Raw genomic sequence first — 14,260 nt, 5'->3', positions numbered from 1 at the left:
ATTTTTAAAGGAATTTTTTAGATTTTTAAGAGTTATTGTTGAATCACAATGAAAACTCTTCTTTAGTTGGACTTTTGGGCTGGATATGCGGGAATACCCTAATTTGCACATTCAGCCAAAATTTGACGTGCTTTTTTGTATCGATGATCGTAAACAGGTTGTTGATATGTGGCGCAAGCAAGGGCTTGTTTGTCTTCAGTGCGACGAAGGTCAATTTTAAAAATTAAAGAAATGGCATTAAAATGAGCAAAAATAGATCTCTTTATCTTCGTAACCAGAAAAATGATTTTAAAGAAGAACTTCGCAAAATTCGGATTCCTCAGACTGTAAAACAGGTTGATCCTCAATTTGTCGAGGCAGTAGCTGGAATAATTTGCTCATTTAAAGATGGTGACAAGCTTTCTGAAAGTCAGAAAAAAGGGCTTTCCATAATGCTTATTAAGGCAGAAAAAATTCAGGACGCAGAATTTGCTGAAAATGAAATCCAACATATTTTGAATCGTAGAAAAATAAGCGTTGACAGACGAGGAAAGGATACAACTTTAAAATGCGCCCCTAATTTTTTGCTTTACCATATAGATAAGAGAATAGGTAACTGGACAAGAAGATTATTAGCAAAATGCTTAAAAAATCCTTCAATCGCAAGACCTGCTTTTATCGCACATGCTTGTGGAGCGATTAAAGCCATTGGAAAAGAAAAGGCTGAAGAAGCATTAGCGAAATCACCAGAAGAGCTTTTTAAATTGATACACGAGCCTCAATTTTACGAAGCAGGATATAGACATCGTTCATATTATATAAGAATGCAGGCTATTGGGAACGAGCAAAGAAGGTTAATTAGAGAGAGGAAATTAAAATAAAGAAATCAATGGAGTTTATTTTTGAAAATAAAATTTCTAAATTATATAAGAATTACAAGTATCAAATTTTTTGTTAAAAAATTTTTGTTTATATATTTGCTAAGAATCTTAAATCATTTATTTTTAATTTTTGTATTATGTTTTATTTACATTGTTCTTAACAATTATAATTACACTTTAATATCATTGATAAATAATATTATACTTTCAACAATTGCTGCCGATATATTTTATATTTTCACTGTTATAATCCCAGAAGTAAAGAAAAAAAGATACATCTATGAAATTGGAATTTCTACTTTTTCTAATTGTATTGATAATTTTTTAAATTCGTTATTTTCAATATTACATTTCAACAATAATAAAGATTATAAAGTTAATGTGCATGAATTAAATTCAGATAGTTTATATAAATTTAGCAGTCCTATTATACATATTATTGAGACATCGGAATTATGGGATAAACCTTTTATTACTTGTAACTGGAGGTTATTTAGAAGTAATTTAAATTACACTGGATATGGTCAAAAAATGTATAAACTATCTGATAATAGTGTTTTAACTTACAAAGATAAATTTCAATTAAGTATTGAACAATTAGAAATAAGTATTAATGAAATAATTGTTAAATATGGGCAGTTTTTTGATAAAGAATATTTAGAAGCATTAGAAAATTTTATTTGCTCACCAATAGTAACATATAAAAATAAAGATATAGATGATTTTGAAAGATATGTTTATATTGGCTTAAAGTATATATTAAAAATAAATGAATTAAATATTAAATATTCAAAAAAATATCATTTCAATATTTTTTACAGAAGATTTGCTTAATTCTATTAAAGCTTATTTTATTAGAAATAACAAGACTGCCATATATTTTTAAACTTCAATTTCTTTAAACATAGTTTGATAAATTATTTCAATATCTTCAATAGCTAAGTTGTATCCATTAGTTATTGATTCCTGGCTTTTATTTGCAATACATTGTAATTTTTCACTAGCTTTATAAATTAAAAGGATTATATTATTTTCTCTATTAATTTTATTTGATATAATCCATCGTTCTATTGCTTCTTCTGAGAGGCTGTATAACTCTTCATTTTTAATTAATACTGAAGAATTAATAAGTTTTAAAAATTTTCTTTGTATTATTGAACGCTTATTAAACTCTTTCATATTTTTGACTCTTTATAATAAGATTTTCCATCCATTGTTTTATACAACTTAAATTTACTACTGCTTCATCAATTTCTCTATTACTAATTGGATTTCCAGTTGCCCTAGTCGATAGTATTCTAGATCTTTCTAGTAACTTATAATTACTTTCACATAATTTAAGACTATCATGGCCAAGTTGCAAAGCTGAATTTCTCGAGAAATTCGGCTTTCTCAAAATTCCAAGAGAATAACTTGTTGCGAAGTTTCTGATACTTAAAAAAATATTTGATAAATCAAAAACTCTTGTATATTCACTTGAAAGGATTGAATTATAATTTGAAATATAAAACTCATAAAATATCATCATATCTTCTAAATATGTAGAATATTTATTAGGCTCTCTTAATTCAATAAACAAATTAGAATTATCAAATGAGTATATAAGTTTTGCTTCCAAAAATAAGTGCCAAGCAAATGGATTTCCTTGTTCCCAAAGTTCTTTAATACGGCTATATTTATAAATTGAAAATTTTTTTTGGTTTAATTTTATATCATCAAATTCTTTAATAATTGCAATTAAATCAGTATCTGATGAAAATTCAATCTCTCCTCTACAAATAGAGCCAAAAGCGTAAATATGCATAATTATCTCCTGGCTGACATTTTAATCAATACAGATAATATACATCCAATAGATAGTAACTTTGTTAAAATAATGAAATTTACTATAAATAATGGATAATCTGATGGATTTGATTTTCCATCAATAAATAAATTAATATTATTAATGAATATTTCAGATACACTATATTTATTTTTATTAAATTTAATAAAATCTATTGCTGTAATTGTTGCTAAAATAACAAAAATATTTCTAAATAATATAGGTATACTTTCCATATTGCCTAATAATTTTTCTAATATAGTAAATTTTAAATAACTTAAAATTTCTTTAGCTCTTACAAAACCTTTATATTTATTCCTATAATATGACTCCTTAGAAAAACAGGCTTTTTTAAAGTGAACTTTAGTTGCATCTAATTCTACTTTAATTGCTTTATTTTCACCTAATTTATCACCAATTTGTTGAAAATTTAATCTTAAACTTCTTGCAAAGATCTGTATTCTATTTTCGGTGGAAGGACATTGATCATCTAGTATATAATGCTCAATATATGTCCTTTCAAATAATGCATAATCAAAAACACATCCCTGAAAACTTGAACCTCTCATATTTGAGGAAATGAATTTACATCCCGTAAAATCACAATCAATAAATTTACAGTCTTTTAAATAACAAGTTTCAAAAAAAGCATACTTAAAATTTATTTTCTTAAATGTAACGTTTTTAGCTACAAGACGTATAAAGCTATTATTAGTAAAAAAATCTGTGTTTTTAATTTCTAAGCCGCTTTTAATAATTTTATCTTTAATTTCAATTCTTGGACTATCACTAATAAAATCAGGAAAATCTTGCAATGCCATGAAATGATCCTTAAACAAGGTTTTAGAAAACTTCTTTAATATCACAATTAAAAAGAGTTTTGTTTAAAACTTATATAAATTTAACTTTCTTTTATTCATTCGTTAAGCTACATTCTATTTGCATAAATAAACAAATGTTATTTATGCAATAAATTTTATTTGTGTGATAAAGAAATAAATTTTATGTTTTATATGTATTTTAATTATGCAATAAATAGATTTTACCCTTTAAAGCTAAAATAATTATGCTTTAAAATATAAGGAACTATCTAATGGAATTTTTACCGAGTTTTATTTGTAGCGCGCCAAAAGAAAAAGAATTGCTAAATAAACAATCAATTTTAATTGATGACAAAGGCATTGAAACTATTGTTGGAGAGTTAGCACAAACTTTGAATCCTCACAGTCCAAGAATTTTTGGAGGAACTTTAGAAAGCGATCACTACCAAACATTATTAAAGGCAGGACTTGCAAGAGCTTTAGGAGAGGGGACACATGTTGTTTCATTAGCTATGAGCGTTCCGTTTCAATTTATGGATCAGTTTAGGGACCAAGTGGGAGATAACACCCTTGCAAGAAACAAACTCGCATTGCTTAAAGAAACAGTTGCAAATATCCGCTTTAAAGATAAGTCCACTGATTCAAACTGGAAAAATTGTGAAATTATTATCCAAGAAGAACCAACAATTGCTTACGAATTTTTAGCATCAATGCTTAACATTCCGCTTGATGCAAAAACTTTTTTATATTGGCACATCGGGCACGGTGACTGGCAACAAGCTTCAAGAGTTGATGGCAAAAACTTACCAGATTCTTATGCACGCGTTGAAGGACTTGCAGGAGCAATTCAGGTCTTTTCAGATCAACAAGATTTATCATCTAGTGAAGCTATAAATTCGTGGCAACTTGGAAATATGCCAGAAAAATCAGGAATGAACGCTAAAAGAATTGATTGTCTAAAGGAAAAAGAAATAGCAGCAAGACAATTTATACGCTCCGTTATTGGAGAACTTTTAAATAAAAATGCTCGTTACAAAGACAGAGCAAAAAATATTGTTGTAAGTGGTGGAGCCGCAAAAGATAATGTATTTATGTCTGTACTTAAAGAAATTGCTAAAGGTAACGGTTATAACATTATTCTGATGACTGAACTCGTTGAAGATTTGGACCCTACATTTTCTGTTGTTTCTGGTTTATCTAAATTAAAATCAAATTATAAACATGTCTCTATAGATATTGGAAACTCTAGCGTAAAGGTGTCCGTAGTATGAGTGACGAAAAAAAGTTTTATCAGATGCGTTTACCTGACTCGGAAGAAAATTCAGATGTTTTAAACTTTATTAAGAATGCTAAAACATCTTTTAATAGTGCCAAAATTAATTTTCCAAGAGGGCAAAAATCCCAGGCTGATAGAGCTATCTGGCTTATGAATTATGCTCTAGATATGCTTTCAAGAGAAAATAAAATTGAAGGAGCAAGTGCGGTTGATATTGTAAAGCAAGAAGTTAAAATTGATAAGAACAATTTATTTGAAATGTTAAGATAAATTATATTAAATTAAAATAATTAACTGATAGAGCTAACTCAAATGGGGTCCAAAGCAAAAACTTTATTTATTTTGTCTAATGCTATTGTTAAAACTCCATTCTGTTTTGAATTATCATAAATTTCTTTTGTGATTTCTTCTCCATGAAATATTTTATTTTTTAATTCTTTATCGAGACGATTTAGATTTGTTTTTAAAAATTCATTTAAAATACTACAAATAAAATCTTTATCATATAATATTCCATAATTTATCAAAGCACCTTCATAATAAGATAAGGATAATTTCATAGCTCCAATATTTTTAAAATAACTATTAATCTCAGGTATTGGATTAATATTAATTTTTTCAAAAAAAATTAGATTATTATTGCTAAATATTCTATAATTATCAAAAGTCATAATACAACCCTTTCATAATAAATTAATAGTTATATATTGCATATATTTTAATTATATGTCAATATTAAATAAAAATAATATTTTTGAGGTTAAATATGCCAATTTCAACAATTTATAATATAATAAAAGATTCATTCTCATTTATTTCAAAATCTAAAGAAATGTTAGAAAAAGAAATAAATGGTACTTTTACGAATGAAGGTGATTGTACAGGAAGAGAAAACAATTTATTTAATATAAATATATATTTTAAAAATAATTCCATAGATGGATATTTTGAAAAAGCTCCGGGAGTAATGTTTTCAGGAAAAATTAACAATTTTAAAATATTAATTCATAAAATATTTAAAGTATCAATTAAAATTAAATTCTTTTCAATTAGAAATGGATCTACAATAGAATTAGGTGATGGTAAAATTAAAATATACTACAATTCGCAAGGATTCCCATTGGTTTCCTGGAGAACAGATTCCGAAATTATAATACAATATTCTTTAAAAAATACGATTTTATGGAAGAACAATTAGGATATTAAATATTACAACCCCATTTACAAAAAATACTAAATATAGAATCCAATTATTTTTTCACCATCTTTTAAAATTAAATAATGCGATATAAAAGAGGTTTTATTTAGTAGTTCTTTTCTTTTATTTTGTTGATCTTTAGTTAACAAGCCTTCACGAATAAAAGTTAGTTCGTCTGGATATTCTTCTTGGAATTCTTTGTAATAAATTTCCCAATATTTTTCACCTGAAACTTCTTCAATATCGTATTTACCTAATATTTTATCTTTTAAAATCAAATCCATTTTATTATCCTTTATTAAAATTCTACTCTAAATTTTACGCCAGCTTCAACATATGTTTTACTATTCAAAAAACTGTAACCAACTCCTGCATGCGTCCAAAAATTATCTCCAACCCTGTAGTCTAATTTTCCATCAAATTTAAAATCGGGTTCAAGACTAGGAAGAGTTGAAAAATTTGAGATTGGATTTTGTACTTGTCCTCCAAGTTCAAATGCTAAATTTTTTAAGGGCGTTTTTAGCTCAATTTTTTCTACTTCCCTAACCCTGATATCTAAATCGGTCTTTTTTAAAATTTGACTTGTTTCTTCGCTTACAAGGACATTTGCTATTTCTTCATGCGTTTTAATTGTCCCGTCAGGTAATTTTGTCGTATCGCGAACCTTTTTCTGAACAAACTTTGAATTATTTTTTTTACGCTCTTCAAGGACAGCTTTTTTGACTGCTTGGGCATCAGTAACTTTAATGGTTTTAATTTCTGTAATTATTTTTTCTTTTACAGAAAATCTTCCAATAAAAAATATAGCAGTCAAAATAAATAAACAAAGCATGATTTTATACCTTATAATCATAAAATAGGATCTTGTTGATATAAGGCTTGAAAATATTTATAGTTAATATTTTTCTTTATTTCTTTGTATTTAAATCGATTTGTTAAAGGTTTGTCATTACTATTTAACGCGGGATATTTTAAAACTTTCCAATCATGATTATTACATACATCTATCAAAAATCCGGTAGTATCATCATTAGACCATCGTGATTGCACATTAATAAAACCACCATAAGGATTTAAATGTTTCTCTAAAAGTTTTTTTATAAAAGTATGTGTCTTGAATTTAAATTTTAAAGATTCTGATTCTTTAGAACTTCTTATAGTGTCATCTATTATAATAATATCAAATTTTAAAACATCTATGCTTTCATTACTTATTCCTATATATTTTATATTATTTGGTTTATTATAAATACAGCTATTCTTGCATGCAAAATGATTTGCAAGATCTTGATTCGCAACAAATACACCAATATTTAATTTTGGATTTTTTGAATGTAAAAATGCCGGAAGTCTTATTGATATCGATTCACTTTTCAAGCTTCTTGGCGGCATGTTTACAATTAATCTAGGTGATTTTTTTTCAATATAATCATTTGTAAATAATTCTATGTTACTAAATAAATCTTCTAAATAAGAATCACATTCTAAATTTTCAAAAGTTTTTTTCATAAAATCATTAAAAGTATCCATTATTAATCACCCTAGTTTAAAATATTTATTTCTATTTTTATTTTCATTCCAGCTAACATGAACCCAGCCACTAAAAGGATTATTTGGTTTTACGAATTCAAGAATTAGTTGATCAAATTTAAAATTATTTTTTATTATTTCAAATAATTCTTGATGAGAAATATTTTCAACTGTTATATCCGCGGCACAACCTGTTAAGTGTTGAGAATTTTCAACCCCTTTTACTGCATTATTTAATTCCTCACATCTATATCCAGACAATATTTTAATTGGTTTATTTAAATATTGTCTTAATGGTTCTAAAAATTTGTCACATAATTTTTTTAAATTATTAATAACTTCTTCAGGCGCTTTATTATTTATACCTCTTGCAGTTGCAACTTCGGAATGCTCAAATTCTTCGAGAGAAAAGTTATTGGATAATTTCATCTAATACCTTCTTTTACTTCAATTTTAATAAGCCTTTTTTCATGATCTTTAATTGAATTCTGTATTTCGCTTTGCATTAGTTTAAAATCAGAAAATTGCTCTTTTAATTGAGACAAAGCAATATTTGTTACTGAAATATTCTCGTTAAATTGCTTTACTTGTTGATTTGCAACTTGAAGTTGATTTGTTAATGATTCTGAATAATATTTATTATTCTGTCCTGTCAATTGAAAGCCAAAATATGTAACCAACGAAGAAGATCCAACACAAACAAATACCAATAATAAAATCATCGCATTTGGCGATGACTTGATTGCAACAAAGAATTCTCTAACAGCAGCAGCAATATCTTCTTTTGATTCTGACATTAATTCTCCTTTATCCTATTTTAATTGCGTTAATTTGATAAAATACTTTGTACAATTCTCTGTCTGGATATGTTAAATAAATATTTTTTACAAAATATTCTTTATCGGTTTCTGCATTTATTACACATGTAAATGAAAAATTTTCTACAAAACTTCCATCTATTTTTGTTACTTCTTTTGCGATATTTGAATAATAAAGATTATTATTAATTCCATTTACTTTTTTAGCATTCTCGATAGCTTCAGTAATTACTCCATCCCTGGTATTTCCATTAATTGCTGGAATCGTGCTTAAATCTCCGTTAACATCTGAAATACCACTGATTACAACAGGTGAAAAACTTCTATTTTGTTGATTAACTCTAAAATTAGTATGCCTAAAAGATATTAAAAAAAGCCATCTTCCTTTAGGTAAAGTAAAAGATTTTAAATTTGTCCAAATATTAGGTTGAACTTCTTTTTCATTTTCAGTAATAGAAATGTGATTAATGCTTGAAAGTGAGTTTGATAATTTATCATCAAAATATTTAATCCATTTATATACTAAATTACGAAACCAATTTTCGCCTTTAAGGGACGGGATATCGGGTAAGCCTGTACTTGTATCAATTGCATATCCTTGTTTTCTTTTATCTATACTTGGGGCTTTAATTAGCGAATCATTATTAGTTCCCCACTCTGGAAATTCTTCAGGTCTTTCTATTGTCATTTATTTACTCCAATTCAAAAGCAAATCTTCCTCCTGAATTCGGAATTTCTTCCATTCCAAATCCAGACGGCCTTATGATTTTACTTTCACTAAAAAGGAACGGACTGTCTAAAATATAAAAAGCCTCTAACTTAACACCAGATAATTTTGAACTTTTTAATGCTTTTAAAATATGGCTAGGTTTTGAAATTGGATTTGGATTTAAAGCGACCATTGAGATTTGATGAGCTGAAGGCTCAAATAAAAAAATTTTTTTTGGATTTGCTAGAAGTCTAAAAATTTGAATTAAATCTTCAATTAAACCTTCTGAAATATTTTCGCAAATGGTGGCTGTTAAAAGTTGAACATATTGTTCATCGCTTAAGCCTTGCCTCTTAACTCCAATTATTTCTCCAAAATTATCTAAGTTAATTCCTTTTGAATCTCTATAATTTAAATTATAAAGCTCCCACATTGCATCTTCAATATCTTGGAAACCTTCTATCAATGATTCAATTAATGCTTTTAATTTGGGTTTATTTTGAAACTGTTTTAATAATCTTTTTAAAGCTTGTTCAACATGGTCAACAATTTTTTCCATGATTATTCCCATTCTTTAAATAAGATTCGTGAGGAATCAAATTTTGCGTATTCAATGGGTTCAGTTTGAATATTTACACTTGAAGATGGATTGGGATTTGTGCTTTGAAATATTTTAATTCCTATAATACCTGCAACACTATTTATTGGAACGTAAAGCGAGGAGTTAATAACGGATTTACCAATGCTCAAATTTTTATTTGCATAATCAACAAGAGCTTTTTTAATTTGTTCTTGTCCATCATTTGGAAATTCAGACGTTGTTTGAATAGATATAGTTAAGTATATTAATTTTTCTTTTGGTCTTGAAAAGCAGAATATTCTTTTTAAACCTTGAGAATCAATAACTGGCAGAAAAATATCAGTATCTTTTTCTGCGTAAAGTTTTATTCCAGCGCCACGACTATTTGCGATTGCATTTATAATTTCTTTTGGTTCTCCACCTTCTACAAAAAGTTGAATGTGTCCATTTGGTACTTTATCTGAGATCTCGGAATCTAAAAGAATAACTGCATTAACACCAGAGACTTTTTTTATTGCTCCAATTATTCCCTTATCAGTAGCAGAACCAGCGCGTTGTAAAAGTTGCAACCGTCTAATTCGAAGATCGCTTTCGCTTTCCTCGTTTTGTCCAACAGTTGCATCTTGCTTATTGGTACAAGAATCTAATCCAAAAATTGGATTTAAAATTTTTGTAATTGAGTTAGCTAATGCTTTTATTTCTCCAAGGGTTGTACATTCTGCTTCTACGTCGATAAAACCATCACTTTTAATAATTGCATCAACTTTTGTATTAAATTGATAAGAAGTTTCAGGAATTCCTACGCCAGTTTGTGCAGGAATTTTTGTACCTTGTTTTCCTTTAAAAGTAAGAATAACTTTTGAAGCCGTAGCTTCTAGCATTTTAATTCCGTTAATGCTAATTGAATTTTGTAAAGATACTCCTGTCGCTAAATTTGGAAAAAATGAACAATAAGTCGCCTGCAAACCATCCCATAATTGTGATTGCCTTTCTGCTGTAACGGCAACAATATTACCAAATACAGAAGTTGCAGACACATCTATGTTTTGATTTATTTTATTTTTAAATTTTTCATTTATTTCACTTTGGCAGGTAATAAAATCTTTTGAAACAAACCCCTCTTTTGTGACTCCATATTTTGTCATAAAATTGCACCTGAATCTAGTTTATTTATTGTTAATTTGCCATAATCTGTAATTATATGTAAATTTATTTTTGCTAATCTTTTTTCTCTATTAAGCATGGGCTCACAAATTGGAATTGACTTAACGCCTTTTATTTTTTCAATTTCTTTTTTTAAATATTGAGACAATATATGCTCATCGAAGTCTTTATCTCCAAGCATATTCACCCATCCGACGCCAATACTTGGATCTAAAAACCATTCGCCATAAATTGTTTTTAAAGTTGTTTTGATTTTTTGAGATATATAATCAATAGGTTTTTCGGTGAGAACTAAATCTCCTTTATGATTAAATTGTAAATCTCCTGAGTCGTCTAATTTTAAATCTATCATGATACAGTTCCTACAGCTGATCCGGTTACAGGACCACCTGCAATTCCTGGTGGAGAAGCAAGACCAAATGCCGGAACGTCAACAATAAGTTTCGGTAAAATTTCTTCGATTGATTTGGCAAAAGCTTCAGCTTGCTTTTCAAGTTGTTCTAAATTTGCATCCGAGTCATTCATGTTTAATGAATTCTTTAAATTTTTTAAATAAATTGCTTTTCCTGCTGCTGATGTATAAGCCATTATTTTTCTCCATAAAAATGATTTGATGTAATGTTTGTCGCTGGATTATCAAGATAAGTTGTCTTATCTTTTTTTAGCTCTGCTTGTATTTTTTTTAATTCTGCAATTAAAGAAGGAGATGCAGGAACAGGCGCGCCAAAATTTCCAACTCCAATATTTTTTTGCAAAGACTCTGTAATATTATTTAATGAATCAATTAATTTATTAGAAAATTCTATTAGAATTTTACCTAGAACCAATGGCTCTTCTGGTGCAATGGTTTCGGTTGCAACAGAACCTCTTGTGGAGAAATATATTTTCCCATCAGGAGATAATTTAATTTGTGATAAAGAATTTGTTATTTGCAAAGCTTTTTTATCTATTCCGACTATTGGCATTAAAAAAGGATAGAAGCCAGGAAGAGCTACAGCATCGGTTAAATCGTGTTTTCGCATATCATCAGGGTCAACTAATCCTCCAATTTGAGAAAAAGAATCAATAGATTTTTCATTGAATAAAAGTAATACATAATCACCAACATCAACGGGCATATGAATAAATGATAATTTAGTACGAGGAAAAATAACCGGTACTGCTTGAATTACAGGGAGAGGCATAGGAATTGGAACGGGTAATAATTCATCTTCAACTTTTTCCATGAAGCAAGGTTGAATATCAGCTTTTTGTAACTTCTCATTATAAGATTTAATTATACCCGGCATTGCTGTATGAATGCCATCAATTCTTTTTTCAATTGCATCTAAAATAACTTGAGAAAATGACGGAGTGGTCATAAAATTGTTCTCTCATCTGTCTCAAAAGTCGTTTCCCATCTTCCTTCGTGCGTGTCTCCAGTATGAGTTACTTTTGTAGGAGTATATAAACCTTTTAAATAAATACTATCGAGGTATAATTTTTGCATTGGCGCAATTTCTGGTTGCAATAAACAAGTTGCCTTTATTCCTGTGCTTGTTACTTCAGGAGAGCCGATAAGACCACTAGCAGAGCTTAATTTAACAACATTACTTGATACACCTTTTTTCTGAATCTCAAGTATTCCGTTGTGTATTTGCCACTCATAATTATTAATAGTTAAAATATCGTCAATAACTTTCGTAGCGCTTCCGTGGGCTGTAAAACCTTTTTTAAAAGTATTTGGAGTTGCAAATATTCCTTTAACACCTTTAATTATATTACCTTTAAATAGTTCTTTTGTTGCGTCAGCAAAAACCGCATTATGTGGTGTTTGTTCTGGATAAGATTTACTAACAGAAGCGTTCTTATATGCTTTAGTTGCATCACCAGATTCGACATTAACAATCCAGTCGGCATCCTTTTTTTCCTTTAAGGCTCTAACTATTTCGCCATAAAATAATAAATTATCTGCGTTTTCGCCCCATCCTACCATCAATGAAATAGCCATATTTTTTTTTGTGAACCAATTAAAAGATTCGTCGCTTAAATTATAAATCGAAATTTTTGCTTTATTTTGTACTTTCTTTTCGTTTGTTTTTTGCACATCAAATGTAATTCGTAAGCCATCAAATACAATTCCTGCACCACCCATAATTGGAGAAACAGTAACTATTGCTTTTCTGTTTATTTGTTGTGGCATAATGCTTAAAGGATTCACTAAAAATCTCCATCGTAATATAATTGAACACGGCTACCAAAATCCTCTAATTTTGGAGGAATATTTTTGCCTGTAGTGTCTGCTGCGTAAAGTAAGCCCTTAGGTAATTTTAAGTTTTTATATTGATAAAAAAGAGGGAAATTAAGGACAATAGGAATGCCAGAAATTATTATTTTATTTTCCGAGTTATAAACGCTTAAAAAAAATCTTTGAGCTCGAATATTCCAGTAAAATTCTAAATTATAAACAACTCCATCAAAAGGAACTGAAATTTCAAAATATGGATTATTAGTAAGAACTGGTATTAAAAAACTTGTCATATCCACCTCACTAAATTAAATTAATTTAGTGAGAACGGACTGTCTAAAATTACCTTAATAACTTCACAGAATTTTATTTAAATAAATTTTTAGCACCATCAAAAATACCAGCAGCAATAGATGTTTCTTTGGGTTGAGATATTTTGGCTTTAGCTCCAGCAGCGGCTTTTGTTGCTGAATTTGTTTTTCCAACAGATTTTACTTTTGGAAGACCTGTTTGAGTAACTACAGTAAAAGAAATTGGAACTGTTTTAATTTGCTCAAATGATGCTGTAAACTCCAAGTGATTTGCATTACTAATATCTCTTGTTGTACTTAAAGAGGTTATTATCATATCTGGGTATGTATCTAATCCAGTATATAATATTAAAGTTTCTTTTGAATCTCTTAATTTTAATAATTTTTGCCATTTATTTTGAATAAAAGAGTTTGCAGACATAGCAGTCATGCCGCCCAAATATCCCATTTTTAAAGGACTGCACAAACCCTTTATATTTATTTTAGGGGATTTATTTATAATATTATCACAAATAGGAGCGCCTTCCTCAACGGGATTTTTAGTAACATCGGTTTCATAAGAATGACTTTCCGATAAGGAAACATCAATATCAATATTATCAAAAGCTAAACAAGGTTTTCCTGATTTAAAAAAACTTAAAAAACTCATGATTAACCTCTATAAATATTTTGTTTTGCAGCACGCATTTGAGAATCCCAATGATCGCTTAAACTTCTATTTACTATATTTGCTATTTCTTGCGGGTTACTTTGAGAAGAAACATTTATATTTAATGGTGATGTAATACTATAATTAATATTATTTGTTTCATTTCGGTTCTGTTGCAAAAAAAGATCAATTGAGAGTAGAGTATCTTCCTTGTATTGTAATTGGGGGAAGTAGAGATGGAATTCAAGTGGAAGCATACGGAGCGAATGATTATCATAATGGCAGTTCGCTG

The 14,260-nt window shown here is 28.3% G+C and carries 24 protein-coding genes; 5 read left to right on the top strand and 19 right to left on the bottom strand.

All coding sequences use genetic code 11. The annotated features are described in order from the left end of the window. Positions 1 to 242: 242 nt before the first annotated feature. Entirely contained in the window at positions 243 to 860 is a 618-nt protein-coding gene (locus tag ACIQ56_RS07970) for a hypothetical protein (RefSeq protein WP_397600541.1), read from the top strand. Between the two features lie 186 nt (positions 861 to 1,046). Then, on the top strand, positions 1,047 to 1,694 hold the full coding sequence (locus ACIQ56_RS07965; RefSeq protein WP_397600540.1) for a hypothetical protein: 648 nt from the start codon (positions 1,047 to 1,049) through the stop codon (positions 1,692 to 1,694). A 48-nt stretch (positions 1,695 to 1,742) separates the two neighbouring features. Here ACIQ56_RS07965 and ACIQ56_RS07960 read toward each other — a convergent pair whose 3' ends face one another. Genes ACIQ56_RS07960 through ACIQ56_RS07950 form a run of 3 tightly spaced genes read right to left on the bottom strand, consistent with a single transcriptional unit; the run spans position 1,743 to position 3,506 of the window. Next, a complete protein-coding gene (locus ACIQ56_RS07960; RefSeq protein WP_397600539.1) occupies positions 1,743 to 2,039 on the bottom strand; it encodes a hypothetical protein in 297 nt (98 codons plus the stop codon). Then, positions 2,026 to 2,664: a nucleotidyltransferase gene (locus ACIQ56_RS07955; protein WP_397600538.1), complete on the bottom strand. Its 639-nt coding sequence runs from the start codon at positions 2,662 to 2,664 to the stop codon at positions 2,026 to 2,028. The genes ACIQ56_RS07960 and ACIQ56_RS07955 overlap by 14 nt, the downstream gene beginning before the upstream one ends. A gap of 2 nt (positions 2,665 to 2,666) precedes the next feature. Further along, positions 2,667 to 3,506: a pentapeptide repeat-containing protein gene (locus ACIQ56_RS07950; protein ID WP_397600537.1), complete on the bottom strand. Its 840-nt coding sequence runs from the start codon at positions 3,504 to 3,506 to the stop codon at positions 2,667 to 2,669. A 272-nt stretch (positions 3,507 to 3,778) separates the two neighbouring features. Here ACIQ56_RS07950 and ACIQ56_RS07945 point away from each other — a divergent pair, with 272 nt between their 5' ends. Further along, the gene (locus tag ACIQ56_RS07945; protein WP_397600536.1) at positions 3,779 to 4,777 is read left to right on the top strand and encodes a hypothetical protein; all 999 of its coding nucleotides are present in this window, start codon (positions 3,779 to 3,781) and stop codon (positions 4,775 to 4,777) included. Continuing rightward, positions 4,774 to 5,052 carry a hypothetical protein gene (locus ACIQ56_RS07940; RefSeq protein WP_397600535.1) on the top strand — a complete coding sequence of 93 codons (279 nt, stop codon included), beginning with the start codon at positions 4,774 to 4,776 and terminating at the stop codon, positions 5,050 to 5,052. Before ACIQ56_RS07945 ends, ACIQ56_RS07940 begins: the two co-directional genes overlap by 4 nt. Positions 5,053 to 5,090: 38 nt before the next feature. Here the strand turns inward: ACIQ56_RS07940 and ACIQ56_RS07935 are convergent, their stop codons facing one another. Then, positions 5,091 to 5,453 carry a hypothetical protein gene (locus ACIQ56_RS07935; RefSeq protein WP_397600534.1) on the bottom strand — a complete coding sequence of 121 codons (363 nt, stop codon included), beginning with the start codon at positions 5,451 to 5,453 and terminating at the stop codon, positions 5,091 to 5,093. 95 nt (positions 5,454 to 5,548) lie between these two features. Between ACIQ56_RS07935 and ACIQ56_RS07930 the strand changes: the two genes are divergently transcribed. Continuing rightward, positions 5,549 to 5,980 (top strand): hypothetical protein, encoded by a 432-nt coding sequence (locus ACIQ56_RS07930; RefSeq protein WP_397600533.1) that lies wholly within the window; start codon positions 5,549 to 5,551, stop codon positions 5,978 to 5,980. A gap of 35 nt (positions 5,981 to 6,015) precedes the next feature. Here the strand turns inward: ACIQ56_RS07930 and ACIQ56_RS07925 are convergent, their stop codons facing one another. From ACIQ56_RS07925 to ACIQ56_RS07855, 15 genes are all read right to left on the bottom strand, one after another. Next, positions 6,016 to 6,264 (bottom strand): hypothetical protein, encoded by a 249-nt coding sequence (locus ACIQ56_RS07925; RefSeq protein ID WP_397600532.1) that lies wholly within the window; start codon positions 6,262 to 6,264, stop codon positions 6,016 to 6,018. Positions 6,265 to 6,278: 14 nt separating this feature from the next. Then, entirely contained in the window at positions 6,279 to 6,812 is a 534-nt protein-coding gene (locus ACIQ56_RS07920; protein ID WP_397600531.1) for a hypothetical protein, read from the bottom strand. Positions 6,813 to 6,829: 17 nt separating this feature from the next. Continuing rightward, positions 6,830 to 7,510 (bottom strand): hypothetical protein, encoded by a 681-nt coding sequence (locus ACIQ56_RS07915; RefSeq protein ID WP_397600530.1) that lies wholly within the window; start codon positions 7,508 to 7,510, stop codon positions 6,830 to 6,832. A gap of 6 nt (positions 7,511 to 7,516) precedes the next feature. Further along, positions 7,517 to 7,939, bottom strand: coding sequence for a D-Ala-D-Ala carboxypeptidase family metallohydrolase (locus ACIQ56_RS07910; RefSeq protein WP_397600529.1), 423 nt, complete (start codon positions 7,937 to 7,939; stop codon positions 7,517 to 7,519). Next, on the bottom strand, positions 7,936 to 8,307 hold the full coding sequence (locus ACIQ56_RS07905) for a hypothetical protein (protein ID WP_153421878.1): 372 nt from the start codon (positions 8,305 to 8,307) through the stop codon (positions 7,936 to 7,938). Before ACIQ56_RS07905 ends, ACIQ56_RS07910 begins: the two co-directional genes overlap by 4 nt. Positions 8,308 to 8,317: 10 nt before the next feature. Next, the gene (locus tag ACIQ56_RS07900; RefSeq protein ID WP_397600528.1) at positions 8,318 to 9,016 is read right to left on the bottom strand and encodes a hypothetical protein; all 699 of its coding nucleotides are present in this window, start codon (positions 9,014 to 9,016) and stop codon (positions 8,318 to 8,320) included. A gap of 4 nt (positions 9,017 to 9,020) precedes the next feature. Then, positions 9,021 to 9,596, bottom strand: coding sequence for a hypothetical protein (locus ACIQ56_RS07895; RefSeq protein ID WP_397600527.1), 576 nt, complete (start codon positions 9,594 to 9,596; stop codon positions 9,021 to 9,023). Between the two features lie 2 nt (positions 9,597 to 9,598). Further along, positions 9,599 to 10,762 (bottom strand): baseplate J/gp47 family protein, encoded by a 1,164-nt coding sequence (locus ACIQ56_RS07890; RefSeq protein WP_397600526.1) that lies wholly within the window; start codon positions 10,760 to 10,762, stop codon positions 9,599 to 9,601. Further along, positions 10,759 to 11,133 (bottom strand): hypothetical protein, encoded by a 375-nt coding sequence (locus tag ACIQ56_RS07885; RefSeq protein ID WP_397600525.1) that lies wholly within the window; start codon positions 11,131 to 11,133, stop codon positions 10,759 to 10,761. The genes ACIQ56_RS07890 and ACIQ56_RS07885 overlap by 4 nt, the downstream gene beginning before the upstream one ends. Then, positions 11,130 to 11,369 (bottom strand): hypothetical protein, encoded by a 240-nt coding sequence (locus ACIQ56_RS07880; RefSeq protein ID WP_397600524.1) that lies wholly within the window; start codon positions 11,367 to 11,369, stop codon positions 11,130 to 11,132. Before ACIQ56_RS07880 ends, ACIQ56_RS07885 begins: the two co-directional genes overlap by 4 nt. Further along, positions 11,369 to 12,142 carry a Gp138 family membrane-puncturing spike protein gene (locus ACIQ56_RS07875; protein WP_397600523.1) on the bottom strand — a complete coding sequence of 258 codons (774 nt, stop codon included), beginning with the start codon at positions 12,140 to 12,142 and terminating at the stop codon, positions 11,369 to 11,371. Before ACIQ56_RS07875 ends, ACIQ56_RS07880 begins: the two co-directional genes overlap by 1 nt. Beyond that, positions 12,139 to 12,981, bottom strand: a complete 843-nt coding sequence (locus ACIQ56_RS07870; RefSeq protein ID WP_397600522.1) for a baseplate hub protein — start codon at positions 12,979 to 12,981, stop codon at positions 12,139 to 12,141. Before ACIQ56_RS07870 ends, ACIQ56_RS07875 begins: the two co-directional genes overlap by 4 nt. After that, positions 12,981 to 13,301 carry a phage baseplate plug protein gene (locus tag ACIQ56_RS07865; protein ID WP_397600521.1) on the bottom strand — a complete coding sequence of 107 codons (321 nt, stop codon included), beginning with the start codon at positions 13,299 to 13,301 and terminating at the stop codon, positions 12,981 to 12,983. Before ACIQ56_RS07865 ends, ACIQ56_RS07870 begins: the two co-directional genes overlap by 1 nt. 73 nt (positions 13,302 to 13,374) lie before the next feature. Then, complete coding sequence (locus ACIQ56_RS07860; protein WP_397600520.1) at positions 13,375 to 13,968, bottom strand: phage baseplate protein; 594 nt, start codon at positions 13,966 to 13,968, stop codon at positions 13,375 to 13,377. Positions 13,969 to 13,970: 2 nt separating this feature from the next. Further along, the coding region (locus tag ACIQ56_RS07855) for a hypothetical protein (protein WP_397600519.1) at positions 13,971 to 14,260 on the bottom strand (290 nt) is incomplete at its 5' end.

The sequence above is a fragment of the Silvanigrella sp. genome (assembly GCF_044369315.1).
GTDB lineage: Bacteria > Bdellovibrionota_B > Oligoflexia > Silvanigrellales > Silvanigrellaceae > Silvanigrella.
This window is presented reverse-complemented; position numbering and strand designations above follow the sequence as displayed.

Coding starts and splice junctions, on each gene's coding strand:
- ACIQ56_RS07940 (WP_397600535.1), top strand. CDS start 4,774: ATGAGTGACGAAAAAAAGTTTTATCAGATGCGTTTACCTGACTCGGAA.
- ACIQ56_RS07880 (WP_397600524.1), bottom strand. CDS start 11,369: ATGGCTTATACATCAGCAGCAGGAAAAGCAATTTATTTAAAAAATTTA.
- ACIQ56_RS07865 (WP_397600521.1), bottom strand. CDS start 13,301: ATGACAAGTTTTTTAATACCAGTTCTTACTAATAATCCATATTTTGAA.
- ACIQ56_RS07885 (WP_397600525.1), bottom strand. CDS start 11,133: ATGATAGATTTAAAATTAGACGACTCAGGAGATTTACAATTTAATCAT.
- ACIQ56_RS07925 (WP_397600532.1), bottom strand. CDS start 6,264: ATGGATTTGATTTTAAAAGATAAAATATTAGGTAAATACGATATTGAA.
- ACIQ56_RS07910 (WP_397600529.1), bottom strand. CDS start 7,939: ATGAAATTATCCAATAACTTTTCTCTCGAAGAATTTGAGCATTCCGAA.
- ACIQ56_RS07890 (WP_397600526.1), bottom strand. CDS start 10,762: ATGACAAAATATGGAGTCACAAAAGAGGGGTTTGTTTCAAAAGATTTT.
- ACIQ56_RS07860 (WP_397600520.1), bottom strand. CDS start 13,968: ATGAGTTTTTTAAGTTTTTTTAAATCAGGAAAACCTTGTTTAGCTTTT.
- ACIQ56_RS07905 (WP_153421878.1), bottom strand. CDS start 8,307: ATGTCAGAATCAAAAGAAGATATTGCTGCTGCTGTTAGAGAATTCTTT.
- ACIQ56_RS07895 (WP_397600527.1), bottom strand. CDS start 9,596: ATGGAAAAAATTGTTGACCATGTTGAACAAGCTTTAAAAAGATTATTA.
- ACIQ56_RS07955 (WP_397600538.1), bottom strand. CDS start 2,664: ATGCATATTTACGCTTTTGGCTCTATTTGTAGAGGAGAGATTGAATTT.
- ACIQ56_RS07935 (WP_397600534.1), bottom strand. CDS start 5,453: ATGACTTTTGATAATTATAGAATATTTAGCAATAATAATCTAATTTTT.
- ACIQ56_RS07875 (WP_397600523.1), bottom strand. CDS start 12,142: ATGACCACTCCGTCATTTTCTCAAGTTATTTTAGATGCAATTGAAAAA.
- ACIQ56_RS07930 (WP_397600533.1), top strand. CDS start 5,549: ATGCCAATTTCAACAATTTATAATATAATAAAAGATTCATTCTCATTT.
- ACIQ56_RS07945 (WP_397600536.1), top strand. CDS start 3,779: ATGGAATTTTTACCGAGTTTTATTTGTAGCGCGCCAAAAGAAAAAGAA.
- ACIQ56_RS07915 (WP_397600530.1), bottom strand. CDS start 7,510: ATGGATACTTTTAATGATTTTATGAAAAAAACTTTTGAAAATTTAGAA.
- ACIQ56_RS07920 (WP_397600531.1), bottom strand. CDS start 6,812: ATGCTTTGTTTATTTATTTTGACTGCTATATTTTTTATTGGAAGATTT.
- ACIQ56_RS07960 (WP_397600539.1), bottom strand. CDS start 2,039: ATGAAAGAGTTTAATAAGCGTTCAATAATACAAAGAAAATTTTTAAAA.
- ACIQ56_RS07970 (WP_397600541.1), top strand. CDS start 243: ATGAGCAAAAATAGATCTCTTTATCTTCGTAACCAGAAAAATGATTTT.
- ACIQ56_RS07950 (WP_397600537.1), bottom strand. CDS start 3,506: ATGGCATTGCAAGATTTTCCTGATTTTATTAGTGATAGTCCAAGAATT.
- ACIQ56_RS07900 (WP_397600528.1), bottom strand. CDS start 9,016: ATGACAATAGAAAGACCTGAAGAATTTCCAGAGTGGGGAACTAATAAT.